The organism is Amycolatopsis jiangsuensis, from assembly GCF_014204865.1.
GTDB classification, from domain to species: domain Bacteria; phylum Actinomycetota; class Actinomycetes; order Mycobacteriales; family Pseudonocardiaceae; genus Amycolatopsis; species Amycolatopsis jiangsuensis.
Genome location: NZ_JACHMG010000001.1, coordinates 6,559,158 through 6,573,897 on the forward strand (window position 1 = coordinate 6,559,158; position 14,740 = coordinate 6,573,897).

At 71.6% G+C, this 14,740-nt stretch carries 10 protein-coding genes and 1 pseudogene; 8 read left to right on the top strand and 3 right to left on the bottom strand.

Going from position 1 to position 14,740, the window contains the following annotated elements; genetic code table 11:
* The first annotated feature begins 406 nt into the window (after window positions 1-406).
* From BJY18_RS29855 to BJY18_RS29870, 4 genes and pseudogenes are all read left to right on the top strand, one after another.
* The gene (locus BJY18_RS29855; RefSeq protein WP_312874006.1) at window positions 407-745 is read left to right on the top strand and encodes a ComF family protein; all 339 of its coding nucleotides are present in this window, start codon (window positions 407-409) and stop codon (window positions 743-745) included.
* Window positions 746-1,716: 971 nt separating this feature from the next.
* Window positions 1,717-2,394, top strand: a complete 678-nt coding sequence (hpf, locus tag BJY18_RS29860) for a ribosome hibernation-promoting factor, HPF/YfiA family (protein ID WP_184783223.1) — start codon at window positions 1,717-1,719, stop codon at window positions 2,392-2,394.
* A 232-nt stretch (window positions 2,395-2,626) separates the two neighbouring features.
* Window positions 2,627-5,204, top strand: a pseudogene (gene secA / locus BJY18_RS29865) (preprotein translocase subunit SecA); the annotation flags it as partial.
* A gap of 916 nt (window positions 5,205-6,120) precedes the next feature.
* The gene (locus tag BJY18_RS29870; protein WP_246459018.1) at window positions 6,121-7,347 is read left to right on the top strand and encodes a cytochrome P450; all 1,227 of its coding nucleotides are present in this window, start codon (window positions 6,121-6,123) and stop codon (window positions 7,345-7,347) included.
* Between the two features lie 30 nt (window positions 7,348-7,377).
* Here BJY18_RS29870 and BJY18_RS29875 read toward each other — a convergent pair whose 3' ends face one another.
* Entirely contained in the window at window positions 7,378-7,839 is a 462-nt protein-coding gene (locus tag BJY18_RS29875; RefSeq protein ID WP_184783225.1) for an Rv3235 family protein, read from the bottom strand.
* A 169-nt stretch (window positions 7,840-8,008) separates the two neighbouring features.
* Between BJY18_RS29875 and BJY18_RS29880 the strand changes: the two genes are divergently transcribed.
* Window positions 8,009-8,392, top strand: coding sequence for an HAD-IA family hydrolase (locus tag BJY18_RS29880; protein ID WP_184783226.1), 384 nt, complete (start codon window positions 8,009-8,011; stop codon window positions 8,390-8,392).
* On the opposite strand, the gene BJY18_RS29885 is transcribed toward BJY18_RS29880, so the two are convergent.
* Window positions 8,385-9,149 (bottom strand): TrmH family RNA methyltransferase, encoded by a 765-nt coding sequence (locus BJY18_RS29885; protein ID WP_184783227.1) that lies wholly within the window; start codon window positions 9,147-9,149, stop codon window positions 8,385-8,387. The genes BJY18_RS29880 and BJY18_RS29885 overlap by 8 nt on opposite strands.
* A 34-nt stretch (window positions 9,150-9,183) precedes the next feature.
* Here BJY18_RS29885 and BJY18_RS29890 point away from each other — a divergent pair, with 34 nt between their 5' ends.
* The 3 genes from BJY18_RS29890 to BJY18_RS29900 all read left to right on the top strand — a co-directional run bounded on the left by BJY18_RS29890 (window position 9,184) and on the right by BJY18_RS29900 (window position 12,066).
* Entirely contained in the window at window positions 9,184-10,581 is a 1,398-nt protein-coding gene (locus BJY18_RS29890) for a WS/DGAT/MGAT family O-acyltransferase (RefSeq protein ID WP_184783228.1), read from the top strand.
* Window positions 10,578-11,069: a DUF6912 family protein gene (locus BJY18_RS29895; protein ID WP_184783229.1), complete on the top strand. Its 492-nt coding sequence runs from the start codon at window positions 10,578-10,580 to the stop codon at window positions 11,067-11,069. The genes BJY18_RS29890 and BJY18_RS29895 overlap by 4 nt, the downstream gene beginning before the upstream one ends.
* Window positions 11,070-11,136: 67 nt before the next feature.
* Window positions 11,137-12,066 carry a hypothetical protein gene (locus BJY18_RS29900; RefSeq protein WP_184783230.1) on the top strand — a complete coding sequence of 310 codons (930 nt, stop codon included), beginning with the start codon at window positions 11,137-11,139 and terminating at the stop codon, window positions 12,064-12,066.
* Between the two features lie 636 nt (window positions 12,067-12,702).
* On the opposite strand, the gene BJY18_RS29905 is transcribed toward BJY18_RS29900, so the two are convergent.
* Window positions 12,703-14,703, bottom strand: coding sequence for an NACHT domain-containing protein (locus BJY18_RS29905; protein ID WP_184783231.1), 2,001 nt, complete (start codon window positions 14,701-14,703; stop codon window positions 12,703-12,705).
* Window positions 14,704-14,740: the final 37 nt, after the last annotated feature.

Here is a 14,740-nt window from a genome sequence, read left to right on the forward strand (position 1 = left end):
TGCCTTGCCAAGCCCGGGTTCTGCCGTGTCGAGGCCGCCCGGCCGTACTGCTCGTCGTGGTGCCGGCCGGAGTGCGCTGCGGCGGTCCGATCGTGTCGGTTGTCGGGGTGCGTTTTGGTGGCCCGGCCGTGTCGGTGGTCGGGGTGTGGGTCGTGGTGAGCCGAGGTGGTCTGAAGTTGTTGCTGGCCGGGGTGTCGGCCGTGGTGGACCGAGGTGGTTCGGTCGTGTTGCTCGTCGTGGTGTCGACCCGAGTCCACCGTGGCGCTACAGCCGTGTTGGCGGTGGGGATGCGCTGTGGCGGTCCGGCCGTGTTGGTGGTCGGGGTGCGCCGTGGCGATCCGATCGTGCGGGCGCGTGGTGTCCCGGCCGTATCGGGCCAGGACGCCCGCCGCTCTGCCTGGTTCCGGTGCCGAGCCGCCGGGTGGCCGTGCGCGTGCGGGGCGGGCCGCACATGCTGCGGGTGGCCGAACAAGCCGCGCGGCTGCTCGGCGGTGACGTCTTCGTCGCGCCCGCGCTGGCCCTCGACGGAGGCCGGGACTCGGTCGGCCTCTCCCGGGAAGAACGCGCCCGCAACCTCCACGGCCGTCTCCGCTTCGTGCCCGCCGGACGTCCCCCGCCAGGCACGCGAGTGATCCTGGTCGACGACGTGATCACCACGGGCACCACGTCCGCCGCTTGTGTGGCCGCCCTGTCCGCCGCCGGCGTGCCGGTAGCCGCTGTCGTCGCCCTACTCGCCGCGGGATGACAGCCTTTGAAGAACGAATGGAATCGCCAAACGGGACACCGGGCAAAGCACGCCCTCCGAGCCGGAAGGAAAGCGGAGACATCGAGCGCAACGGCCGAGAAGACCCCGAAACACCAAGCAGAGAACCAAGCCCGCTACCCGGCTCGCCAGCCACGTTGGCGACCTAATCCCACTGCCCAAGTCCGCTATCTGAGCCCAGGCCAACCCGGCCCCCCAGCCCGGCCCCCCCAGCCCGGCCCCCCAGCCCGGGCCTCCAACCCGGGCCTCCAACCCGGGCCTCCAACCCGGGCCTCCAACCCGGGCCTCCAACCCGGGCCTCCAACCCGGGCCTCCAACCCGGGCCTCCAACCCGGGCCTCCAACCCGGCCCCAGCCGTGCCGCTCCTCCTGCGACTTCTCCGACGCCGGGATGACCTCCGGTGAACCACCACCTGAACGTCACCTACACGAGTGGTGTCGGGAGGGAACCGCGGGCCGGTGCCGGCCGTTGTCCGGGCATGCGGGTTCGGGACGGAATCACCCCGCCGGTCGGCCACTCCACCGGGGTGGCGGCTGTGGGGGAGCGGGTCGTCACCCTCGGCGTCCGAGGGTGGGATTCGTTGCGCCGTCCGCGTGAAAGCGTTGGGTCCGCGCTGCGCCTTCCGGGCGTCGTTTTCGGGCTGTCGACGGGCGTTTCGCTGCGCGCGGTGACGGGTTCCCGGAACGTGACATCCCCCGGCTCGGGGGCTGTTGCGGACGGCGTGAGGAAGCTAACGTGCTCCGCTATCAGCAGTACCCGCAGGCAGGGAGGTGTGCAGCCCATGTCCCTGGCGCCGGAGGCCCGCTGAGTCCGCGTTCGAGCATCCGCCACGAGACGTCGTGACCGGCTGCCGAATTCTGCTCGGCCCGCCAAATCCGGGCTTCGTCCCCGCAGCACCGGCGCCGTGTGTACGCACAACAGCTCGCAGTCATCTCAGGCGAGGGAGGTCGTGTATGGACATCGTCATCAAGGGCCGCAACGTGGAGGTGCCTGAGCACTATCGGGCGCTCGTCAGCGAGAAGCTGGCCCGCCTTGAGCGCTACGACAAGAAGGTCATCCGCTACGACGTGCAGCTCTTCCACGAGCCCAACCGCAGGCAGGCCAAGAACTGCCAGCGCGTCGAGATCACCGGGAAGGGCCGTGGCCCGGCCGTGCGCGCCGAGGCGTGTGCCGCCGACTTCTACGCAGCGCTCGACTCCGCCGTCACCAAGCTGGAGAACCGGCTGCGGCGGACCCACGACCGCAGGCGCGTGCACTACGGACGCAGCCGTCCGGAGTCGGTCGCCGAGGCGACCTCGATGGCAGGCGGAGCGGACTCCGTCGCCGGTCCGGCCGTGAGCACCGCGGTACTGGAGGCACCCGACGCGACCGAACTGGACGGTTTCGCGGCGACGAGTGCCGGTGACATTCCCCAGCAGAAGCGCTGGGAAGACGATGACGCGGGCCACCAGCCCGGCCGCGTCGTCCGCGAGAAGGAGCACAACGCGGACCCCATGACGGTGGACCAGGCTCTCTACGAGATGGAGCTGGTCGGCCACGACTTCTACCTGTTCAACGACTCCGCGGCCGGCCGGCCGAGTGTCGTCTACCGGCGAAAGGGTTTCGACTACGGCGTGATCCGGCTCGGCTGAGCCCGTCGCCCCCGTGGATGGCCCGCACACCGGTGTGTGCGGGCCATCCGCCTGCCCGCACCGGCCCGGCAGACGGCCTCCGGTGACCTTCCGCGACGGCATGCGTGCGCAGACCAGGCCACGTTCCCTACGATGGGGAGAGCGACGGCGGCGCAGTCGGGCGTCCGCCGCGGGAGAACACTGCCCGGGACCGGCTCGGGCGCGATCATGATCAGCTAGTGAGGTCGACCGGATGGTGCTGAACCGCCTGCTCCGCGCGGGCGAGGGCAAGATGGTGAAACGGCTGCGCAACATCGCCGATCACGTCAACACCCTCGAAGACGACGTGAAGGACCTGTCGGACGACGAGTTGCGGGCCAAGACCGACGAGTTCCGGGAGCGGTACGGCAAGGACGAGTCCCTGGACGAGCTGCTCCCGGAGGCGTTCGCGGTCGCACGGGAGGCCGCGCACCGGGTGCTCGGCCAGCGGCCCTACGACGTGCAGCTCATGGGCGGCGCCGCACTGCACCTCGGCCAGGTCGCCGAGATGAAGACCGGTGAGGGCAAGACGCTCACCTGTGTCCTCGCCGCGTACCTCAACGCGCTGTCGGGCAAGGGCGTGCACGTCGTCACCACCAACGACTACCTCGCCAAGCGGGACGCCGAGTGGATGGGCCGCATCCACCGGTTCCTCGGGCTCGAGGTCGGGGTCATCCTCGCCCAGCAGGAACCGCAGGAGCGCCGCCGGCAGTACAACGCCGACGTCACCTACGGGACGAACAACGAGTTCGGCTTCGACTACCTGCGCGACAACATGACCTGGTCGCTGGACGACTGTGTGCAGCGCGGGCACAACTTCGCGGTCGTCGACGAGGTCGACTCGATCCTCATCGACGAGGCCCGCACGCCGTTGATCATCTCCGGTCCGGCGGACCAGTCCTCGCGGTGGTACACCGAGTTCGCCCGGCTCGCGCCGCTGATGCAGGGCATCGACACCACCACGATGGGCACCCGCGAGCGGGTCGAGAAGGCCAACCTGATCAACTCGAAGTACCACTACGAGACGGACGTGCGCAAGCGCACCGTGGCGGTCACCGAGAAGGGCGTGCGGTTCGTCGAGGACCAGCTCGGCATCGAGAACCTGTACGAGGCGGCGAACACCCCGCTGGTCGGCTACCTGAACAACGCGCTGAAGGTCCAGGAGCTCTACCACAAGGACAAGGACTACATCGTCCGCGACGGCGAGGTCATGATCGTCGACGAGTTCACCGGCCGCATCCTGGTGGGCCGCCGCTACAACGAGGGCATGCACCAGGCGATCGAGGCCAAGGAAGGCGTCGAGATCAAGGCGGAGAACCAGACGCTCGCCACGATCACGCTGCAGAACTACTTCCGGCTCTACAGCAAGCTTTCCGGCATGACCGGTACCGCCGAGACCGAGGCGGCCGAGTTCCACCAGACCTACAAGCTCGGTGTGGTGCCGATCCCCACGAACCGGCCGATGGTCCGGGACGACCGCGCGGACCTGATCTACAAGAGCGAGCAGTCGAAGTTCGAGGCGGTCGCCGAGGACATCGCCGAGCGGCACGAGAAGGGCCAGCCGGTGCTCGTCGGCACCACCAGCGTGGAGAAGTCCGAGCACCTGTCGAAGCTGCTGCTCAAGCTCGGCGTGCCGCACGAGGTGCTGAACGCGAAGTACCACAACAAGGAAGCGCTGATCGTCGCGCAGGCCGGCAAGAAGGGCGCGGTCACCGTCGCCACCAACATGGCGGGCCGCGGTACCGACATCGTGCTCGGCGGCAACCCGGACATCATCGCCGACCAGGTGCTGCGTGAGCAGGGGCTGGACCCGGTGGAGAACTCCGAGGAGTACGAGGCCGCGTGGCCCGAGGTCCTGGAGAAGGTCAAGACCGAGGCCAAGGCCGAGGCGGAGCACGTCATCGAGGTCGGCGGGCTCTACGTGCTGGGCACCGAGCGGCACGAATCGCGCCGGATCGACAACCAGCTCCGCGGCCGCTCCGGCCGGCAGGGCGACCCCGGCGAATCGCGGTTCTACCTCTCGCTGGGCGACGACCTGATGCGCCGGTTCAACGCGGTCATGGTGGAGCGGGTCATGACGACCATGCGGCTGCCGGACGACGTGCCGATCGAGCACAAGATGGTCTCCAAGGCGATCAAGAGCGCGCAGACGCAGGTCGAGCAGCTCAACATGGAGACGCGCAAGAACGTCCTCAAGTACGACGAGGTCATGAACGAGCAGCGCAAGGTGATCTACGCCGAGCGGCACCGCGTGCTCGAGGGCGAGGATCTGCAGGAGCAGATCGAGCACATGATCACCGACGTCGTGCAGGCCTACGTCCAGGGCGCCACCAAACAGGGCTACGCCGAGGACTGGGACCACGACCAGCTGTGGACCGCGCTCAAGACGCTCTACCCGGTGAGCCTGGACTGGGACGAGCTGGTCGAGGAGGGCGACCTCGACGCCGACGGCCTCAGCCAGGCGCTGACCCAGAACGCGCTCGACGCCTACGCCCGCCGCGAGGCCGAGATCGACGAGCTGGTCGGCGAGGAAGGCTCGATGCGCCGCCTGGAGCGTCAGGTGATGCTCACCGTGCTGGACCGCAAGTGGCGTGAGCACCTCTACGAGATGGACTATCTCAAGGAGGGCATCGGCATGCGGGCGCTCGCGCAGCGCGACCCGCTGATCGAGTACCAGCGCGAAGGCTTCGACATGTTCCGCGCGATGCTCGACTCGCTGAAGGAGGAGGCCGTCGGCTTCCTGTTCAACCTGCAGGTCGAGCGGTCCGAGCCGGAGCCCGCGCAGCAGCCGGAGCCGTCGGCGCTGCCCGGCGGTGTCACGTCGGCCACCCGGGCCGCCTCCGGTTCGTTCGGCGACGACGGTGGCCGGCACGCCCGGCCCGCCCCGCCGCAGCAGCCGGCCACCGACGCCGAATCCGTGCCGTCCGCCTTGCGTGGCAAGGGAACCGGTAGCGGTGTCCAATCCGGACTCACGATGTCCGGCCCGGGCGAGGACGGCGGTGTCGAGTCGCATTCGGACAGTGCGAAGGCAGCGGACGCGGGCTCGTCGAACGGCGGCAACACCCGGCGTGAGCGCCGCGCCGCCGAACGCGCACAGGCGAAGAAGTCGAAGAAGGGCACCCGGCGCTGACCGAGGCGCGGGCTGTCCAGAGTGGACGGCCCGCGCGGTCTGGCTGCGTGACGCGGGTGTGTGGGCGGTTCTGGCTGGACGGCCGGCCGCGGCCGGGTTGCGTGGAGTTGGCGTGTGGGTGCTGGCTCGCGACCGTTTGCGTGGTGAGGGGCGCGGGCTGTCCCGAGCGGACGGCTTCGCTCGGTCGGGTTGCGTGGTGAGAGGCGGGCTGTCCCGAGCGTGCGGGGGGTTGCGTAGTGCTGGCGTGCGGGTGGACGGCCCGCACGAACCGGTTGCGTGGTACGGGTGTGCGGGTTGGTTCCGAGCGGACGGCTTCGCGCGGGCGGGTTGCGTAGTGCTGGCGTGCGGGTCATGGCTCGCGCGGCATGGCAGCGTAGTGCGGGTGGTTCCGATTGGACGGCCCGCACGAAAGGGTCGCGTCGTGAGGGCTGTCCAGTGGACGGCCGCGCGGCCGGGGCTTCGCGCTGACGGGCGCGAGAGCCGTGCTGAGCGGGTGGGCGGATGGTGCGCATTGGCGAAGCGTCCGTCCGGTGAGGGTTGCCCGCCTTTTCGGGAGGGCGGCAGGGAGGACGGCGACGATGGACACCGGCCCGATGCGGGCGGACTTCGAGACGTTCGCCGAGTTGTTCTCGCAGCGGTGGCGGGCCGATCCGTATCCGCGTTACCGACAGTGGCGGGAACACGCGCCGGTCGCCGAGCTGCGTCCCGGGTTCTTCGTGGTCAGTGGTGCCGCGGAAAGCGCTGCGGTGCTGCGGGACCCGGCGTGGGGACATCCCGACCCGGAGGTGCTGCCGCCGGAGCGGCAGCATCCCGACGAGCCGGTGCACGAGGACGGACGCGTCGTCCGGTCGTTCCTCGGGCTCAACCCGCCCGACCACACGCGGCTGCGGCGGCTGGTGTCGAAGGCGTTCACCCCGCGCACCGTGGAACGTCTGCAGCCGCGGATCGAGGCCATCGCGGCGCGGCTCGTGTCGGAGCTGCTCGAAGCCGGCGAAGGCGACCTGATGGCGGGGCTGGCCGGCCCACTGCCGGTGGAAGTGATTGCCGAACTGCTCGGGGTGCCGCTGGCCGACCGGACGCTGTTCGCCGGCTGGTCGTACGCCATGGCACGGGCGCTGGACCCGGATTTCCTCCTCCCCGCCGAGGCCGTGGCCGAGGCGACCCGGGCCCGCCGCGAATTCGTCGTCTACTTCCGTGAGCTGGCCGCCCGGCGGCGCCGGACACCGGGCGCGGACCTGCTGTCGGACCTGGTGACCGTGACCGACCAGGGTGACCAGCTCACCGAAGGCGAACTGCTGGTCACGCTCACCCTGCTGCTGGTCGCCGGGCACGAGACGACCACGAACCTGATCGGCAACGGCGGGTACGCGCTGCTGCGCGGCGGGCAGGGCTTTGCCTCCCTCGGCGACGGCGGCGAGCTGGCCGAACGCGCCGTCGAAGAGGTGCTGCGGTTCGATTCGCCGGTCCAGCTGACGATGCGCATCGCCCGGCGGCCGACCACGGCCGGCGAGTTCGCCGCCGCCGAAGGCAGCCAGGTGGTCGTGCTGCTCGGCGCGGCCAATCGCGATCCGGCGGTGCACCCGGAGCCGGACGTGTTCGACCCGGCTCGCGATCCGTCCCGCCATCTGGCGTTCGGCCAGGGCATCCACTTCTGCCTCGGCGCACCGCTCGCCCGGCTGGAGGGCCGCGTGGTGTTCCGCGAACTGGCCCGGCGCACCCCGGCGCTGCGCCTGTCCGGCACCGCCGAGTGGAACCCGACCACCACGCTGCGCGGCCTGTCCCGCCTACCGGTATCGACCAGCTGACCTGATCGCTGGGACAGCTGTCCCGGATCATCACGCCGCGGACGGACGACGGATCGGCCCGGTGCGTGGCGCCAGCACGTGGAACCGCGTGCAGACCCAGCCGGTGCGCCCGCGTTCGAAGCGGGCTGCCAGCGCGTGCACCCGGCCGCTGGTGGACAGCGTCGTGCTCGCCTCGATGGCGGTCTCCGACGGACGGCACACGTGCAGGTCGCCGACGCGGTAGCGGGTGCCGGGCAACGGACCGTGCGCGGCGAGGCGGACGAACAGGGCTTCGTCGACCAGCGGCCGGATCTGCGCGGGCGCCCGGCGTCCGGCGAGGACCTCGAGGATCGTCTTGAGCCGCTGCGCGATCCGTCGTTCGTTCAGCGCTTCGACCTGCCGCAGCACCCGGTGCCCGGCGGGCGGCAGGTCCCGCACCGGCGGCCGGGCCACGCGGCGGTGGACTCTGCGTACGGACCCGGACGTCAGTACCCGGAGGCGGTGCGCCGTCATGAATTCCTCCCCTGAATCACGGACGTGCCACTCGCCGGTCAGTGCCCGCAGCCGCGGCGAACGCCCACAACGCACGCCTGATCGGGCGGAAAGCCGCGAAACCGGCTGGACACGGATGCAAGGTGCGCTATGCGGGCCGGCCCGCGACGGCGGCGGATAGGCTGGCCCGGTGCTGAAAGGCTTGCTCGTCGACTACGCCGGAGTCCTGACCGACCCGGACGCGCACCTGCTCTACGACTACCTCCGCGCCGCCCGGGTCCGGGGCACCCGCACCGCTCTGGTGTCGAACGCTCCCGGGGCCGCCCCCGGGACGAAAGCCCAACTGGCCCCGTATTTCGACACCCTGGTCTTCTCCGGCGAAGTCGGCGTGGCCAAGCCGAGCCGCGAGATCTACCTGGTGGCCGCCGAACGCCTCGGCCTCGCCGCTGCGAGCTGCGCTTTCGTGGACGACTCCGAACGCAACGTCCGCGGTGCCGCGGACGCGGGCCTCGCCGGCGTCCACCACGTGAGCGTGCCGGGCACGCTCGAGGAACTGGCCGTCCTGTTCAGCTGAGCCCGCGCCGCACCAGTTCGAACGACACGACCGCGGCAGCGGCGGAGACGTTCAGCGATTCCACGTCACCGGGCATCGGGATGGAAACCCATTCCGTCACCAGTTCCGCGACTTCCGAACCCACGCCCGCCGTCTCCCCGCCCAGGACGAAGACCGCGCGCTGGGGAAGGTCCACTTCGAACACCGACGTCGAGCCGGCCGCGCCCAGCGCGTAGAGGCTGTACCCCGCCTCGACCAACGACTCCGCCGCGTCCCGCGCGCTTCCGCAGCGCAGCACCGGCGCGCGGAACGCCACTCCCGCGGAGGCCTTGACCACCAGGGGATCGAGCGCCGCCACGCCGCGGCGCGGCACGATCACCCCGGCCAGCCCGGCGGCGGTCGCGGTGCGCAGGATCATGCCGACGTTGGCCGGGGTGGTGATGCCGTCGAGCAGCAGCAGTCGGTCCGGCGGGCGCCGGTCGTCCAGCGCCGCGGTCAGTGGACGCATCCGCGGCGCGACCACGTCCGCCAGCACGCCCTGGTCCTGTTTTCCGTTGCCGGCCAGCACTTTCACCCGGTGCGCGCTCGCTCGCTGCACCGCGACCCCGGCGGCTTTCGCGGCGCGCTGGATCTCCGCCGCGGCCGGGCCGCGCGCCGTGTCGGCGAGGATCACCTTGTCCACGCGCAGGTCCGCGTCCGCGAGCGCCTCCAGCACGGGCTTGCGCCCGTAGACGGTCAGGAACCGGTCCTTCGGGGAAACCGCCACGTCATCACCCACGCCGATCAGTCTCGCACTGTGTAAGGATCGGCCCATGCCCGACCGCCTGTCCGCCCTGGACGCCTCGTTCCTGTACGTGGAGGACCAGACGACGCCGATGCACGTCGGCGGGGTGGCGATCTTCGAACGACCGGCCTCCGGGTTCACCTACGAGCAGCTGCTGGCACTGGTCGGGGCCCGGCTGGCGTTCCTGCCGCGCTACCGCCAGCGGGTGCTCGGCGTGCCGGGGCACCTGGCCCGCCCGGTGTGGGTGGACGACGTCGACTTCGACCTCAACTACCACGTCCGCCGGTCGGCGCTGCCCGAACCGGGCAGTGACGAGCAGCTGTTCGACCTGGTCGCGCGCCTGATGTCGCGCCGGCTCGCACCCGAGCGGCCGCTGTGGGAGGCCTACTTCGTGGAGGGGCTCTCCGGCGGCCGGGTGGCGCTGGTGACCAAGACCCACCAGTCGGTGGTGGACGGCATCGGCACGATCGACCTCGGCCAGCTCATCCTCGACGAGACGCCGGCGCCGCCGGAGCCGTTCGACGATCTCTGGACCCCGCGCCGCGAACCGAGCCGCACCCAGCTGGTGCTGGACGCGGTGAGCGAGACCGTGCAACGGCCCGGCGAGCTGGCGGAGAACCTTCGCGCGGCCGCCACCGACGCGGTCGCCACCGTGGGCAAGGTCGCGGACACGGTAGGTGGTGTCGCGGCGACGGTCGTACGTCCCGCGCCGTCCGGGCCGCTGAACGTGCGCGTGTCCGGCGGCCGGATGTACGCCGTCGTACGCACGCGGCTGGAGGATTTCCGGTCGGTCCGCGCGCAGCACGGCGGCAAGGTCAACGACGTCATCCTGGCCGCGATCACCGGTGCGCTCCGGGAATGGCTGCTCTCCCGCGGCGAGAGCGTCACGCCGACGTCCACCCTGCGCGCGCTGGTGCCGATGGCGGTCAACGACGCCGAGACGGCCGAGTACGCCACTCCCGCGCTGGTCGGCAACGAGGTCGCCGCGTATCTGGTGGACCTGCCGGTCGGCGAGCCGAATCCCGTGCTGCGGTTGCAGCACATCGGCCACGCGATGGACGCCCACCTCGACTCCGGCCGGTCGGTGGCCGCGCGCGGGCTGCTCAAGGTGAGCGGGTTCGCCCCGGCCACCCTGCACTCGCTGGGCGCGCGGGCGGGCGGATCGCTGTCCGGGCGGATCTTCAACCTGATGATCACGAACTCCCCGGGCCCGCAGGTGCCGGTGTACGCGGGGGAGGCGAGACTGGTGGAGATGTTCCCCGTGATGCCGCTGATGCGTACCCAGGCGCTGGCGATCGGGGTCACGTCCTACCACGGTGGCGTCTACTTCGGACTCAACGGCGACCGCAAGGCCGCCTTCGACGTACGCCTGCTCGGCGGGATGATCGAGGAAGCACTGGAAGAACTGAAGGGGGCGCACTGGTGAGGATCTACCTGCCTGCCACGATCGCGATGCTGCGGGACTTCGAAGCGAACGGCGAGTTCCGCGCCCGCAGCGGCACGGCGTTCGCGCTCACGCCCGCGTTGCGCGAGGCCTACGCGAGTGGTTCGGACGAGGAGCTGGAGTACGCGGCCCTGCTCGACGCGGCCCGTGCGTCGCTGCGCCTGATCGGCGCCGAGGAGAAGGGCGAGCCGCGCCGGGTGGTGATCTCCGCGGACGTGGAGAACGTGACCCTGCGCCCGGACCTCGACGCCGCGGTCGTCCGGCTCGACGGACCGGTCCCGATGTCGCTGCTCGCCGCCGTCCACGTGGACGCCGCCGAAGCCGAGGAGGCGGTCGCCGCCGCGGCGGCCGTGATCGACGCCGCGGACCTCGGGGACGAGGACGCGGAATTCACCCTCGGCGACGCCGAGGACCACGAGCTGGCCTGGTACGCGCCGCAGGAGCTGCCGTTCCTGCTGGAACTGCTGTAGCCGGCGGGAAGTTTCCCACCGTCGTGGCGGCTCGACACCGCCGCGGTTTGCCGATCGAATCGACGGCATGGCCTCTGGGGTGTGGCGGGACGTCGGTGCGCTGGTCCGGTCGGCCGGTCTCGGGGTCCGTCCGGTGCCCGTGTGGCGATCCATCCGCACGTACGTCGCCGCGTTCGACCAGGTGGTGGCGCCGATCCTGAGGCGGACCGGTGGAAGGCAGTACCTGGCGGACGCGGCCTGTGAAGCCTGCGTGAAGCTCGGCCTTCTGCTCGCCGCGTACGCTGGGATGGCGGGCGTGCCGTTCCGGCCGGATCTGGCCATGCTCGGTGGTGCGGTCGCCCGGGTGTACGACGACCTGATCGACCGTGCCGGCCCGGTGGACCATGGGCTGGACCGCCGGGTCGCCGCGCTGTTCCGCGGTGCGGAAGTGACGCCGCGCCACGACGTCGAACGGCTGTTGCACGGGCTGTACCGCGAACTCGAACGACGTCTCGGCCGGGACCGGGACGATCCCGTGCACACCGCGCTGGTGGCGTTGCACGAACACCAGCTCCGGTCGCGCCGGCAGCAGGATCCCGCCATCAGCGCGCCGCTGCTCGTCGACATCACGCGGGCGAAGGGCGGGCACGCGATGGTGGTCTTCTGCGGACTGCTGCATCCGGCGCTGACCGAGCGGCAGGTTGCCGTCGTGCGTCAGCTCGGCGCCGTGCTCCAGTTGGTCGACGACTACGTCGACGTGGCGGTGGACCGGCAGTCGGGCATCACCACCGCCGCCACCCGTCGCGAGCTGACCCTGGTGCAGCTCTGCCGGGAGATGCGGGAGCTGCGCCCACGCCTGCGCGCCTGCTACGGCCGGGCCCAGCCGCTGGCCGCGATGCTGTACCTGGATCTGTGGCGGGCCTTCCTGCAACGCCGTGGCGCCGGCTGGCCGGCCCGCTACCGGCCGTTCCGGATCCTGGTGCGGCTCGCCCGGCGGCGGTTACGCTCTTCGCCGTAGGGGAGGAGCGCGCCCGGTGACAAACCGGGCCGTGAGGGGATGGTGAATCCGTGGTGTCCGCCGAGCCTCGCGCACTGAGACCGGACCTGCCGGTGCCGCTGCCACCGGCGCCGCCTGCCGCGGCCGTGGTCCGGTTCGGCCTGACCCTCGTGCGCGAGCCCGCGTTCGAACGGACCCACCGGTTGACCGTAGGCCTGGCCGTTGCCTCGGTGGTGCTGGTCGTCGCCGGGCAGCTGGTGCCGGGTGGCTGGCCGGTGACCGTGGCCGGAGTGGTGCTCGCCGCGTACGCGCTGGTGCGGGAGGCGGCGCTACGGGTGCTTCAGCACGAGCAGCGGGCGTTCGAACCGGCTTGGCTCGCGTCCCGTTCGGCCCGGTTGCGGGCCGGCGAGTTCGAGGTCGTGCGGTGCCTGGTCGAGGGCAGGAGCCGGGATCTCACCGATCCGGCGGCGGTCGCCGACCTGCTGGCGCACGGAGCAGGCGACGCCCGCGTGGTGCTCGACTTCCTGCACGAACCGGCGACGCTGGAGCGGGTGCACCGGCGGCTGCGCGACGTCACGCTTCATCCCGCCTCGTCGCCGGGCTCGCCGGCCCGCGTCCGGTTCACCGACGCGCGTTACGCGGTGCGTCCGTCGGGCGTCAGGTCCTACTGGCGGCTCGGGACGCCACTGGTGCTGCGGACCGCAGGGCCAGCCGATCCTGCAGCAGTGCGTGCCGGAACTGGTAGTACGGACCGACCTGGCGCAGCACCCCCAGCCGGTGCGCGTCCTCCAGGAACGTCATCAGCCTGAGCGGTGCGTTGCCGCGGCGGGCGAGCCAGATCCGTGCGGTGAGGAACCGGCCCCACGAACTGGTGGCCTGCACGACCAGCCCGAGCCCGCCGGCGCCGATCCCACCGCCGACGACCGCGCCGAGCAGGCCGAGCAGCGCCGGGTTGTGCAGCTCGAGCACCAGTCCGTGGGTGTCCGCGCCACCCACGCTGCCCAGCACCGCCCCGACGAGCACGCCGACCAGCCCGCCGAGCCCGGCGGCGGAGAAGACGGCGGAGCGGTCGCTGCGCAGCATGCCGATCGGGGTCACCGTCTCGACCGGTTCGGTGGGTTCGGTGAACCGGCGGACGAGACCGAACGCGAGCCCGAAGACCAGGCCGATCACCAGGCCGTAGGCGGCGCCGAAGAGCAGGCCGACCGCCACCCCGCCGACGATCGCGCCGATCAGCCCGAATCCGAGGTCGCGGCCGAGGTCGTGCCGCCGCAGCAGCCGGGGCACGAACCGCCGCGGCAGGTCGGGCGGGGTCAGCGCGAGCGCGACCGAGGCCCCGACGCCGACGCCGCAGCCGACGACGACGCCGAGCCAGGGATTGCCGAACAACGCGAACAGCAGCAGTCCGAGCGGGGTGCAGGTGACCGCGCCGATCAGCACCGCGCGCACGACCAGGACCCGCCGTGGCACCAGGTCCGGCAGCCGCCACCAGGCGATCTCCCTGCCGCTGTGCCCGGCGAGGAAGGAGAGCCACCGTTCGGCGTCGGCGGGGTCCCACTGGCGCGCCGGCTGCGGCGTATCGGACAACGGCGCGGGCGGCCGTTCGGTGAAGACCTGCTTGGCGAACAGGTCGAGCAGCCGCTCCTGCACCTGGCGGACATCGGGCAGCCGGAGCAGTTCGCCGGGGTCGGTGCCGGGGTGCGCGAACGCCGTCCGGGCGAGGAACAGCATCAGCGGGGTCCGCAGTGCCTCGGCGACCGGCCCGGTGGAGTCCCCGGTCAGCTCGGCGAGCAGCGGTTCCCAGCGGTCGAGGCGGACGTCCGGTGCCGTGTCGAGCAGGTATCCGGCCGCGTCCTCCGGCCGCACCGGCAGCAGCCGCACGACCTCCGCGTCCCGTACGACGCCGGCCGCGTTCGCCTCCTCGAACTCGGCGGTCCGGCAGGCCAGCACGTACGGTTCGCCGCGCAGCGCGTCGCGCGTGACGGCGGTCAGCGCGTCGGCCCGGTTGCCGGTCACCATCTCGTCCAGTGCGTCCAGCACCGGCAGGATCCGCTCCTGCTTGACCAGGTCGCGGACCGCGGTCGGGCCGTAGCGGGCTTCGTTGCCCAGGAACGGGTACTGCTCGGCGATGCTGCGGATGAGCCAGGTGTAGAGGTTTTCGGCCGGATCCCACGACGAGACCTGCAGCAGCACCGGAACGCGGGGCGGCTCGGGCTGCTGCAGCAGTTCGAGCGTCAGCAGCAGGCACAAGCCGGTCTTGCCCGATCCGGGCTCCCCCGCGATCACCAGCCGCCGCGGCCGGTCGGCGTAGGAGGTGACGATCTCGCGCAGGTCGCCTCCGGCCGCGCCGGTCCGCCACTGCACGGTCAGGTCGCCGGCGTCCTGCAGCAGCCTGCGGCCCGCCTCGGCCTCCCACTGGCTGCGTACCTCGCGGGCCAGCGCGTGTTCCGCCGCGGTCACCTGCTCGTCGGTACTGGCCGCGCGCTGGCCGTTGCGAAAGCGCCAGGCCGCGAACACGTCGATCAGAGCGGCCGCTCCGGAGGCGACTGTCAGCAGGGTCGTGGCCACTGCGGAGCCGAAGCGCACCCACATGACCGACAGCCCCAGCGCCATCGTCGCCCACAACGCGACCCGCCCCAGCCCTGCACGTCGTGACACGCGCCCATTTAATCGGACCGGCCGGGCGCCACACCAG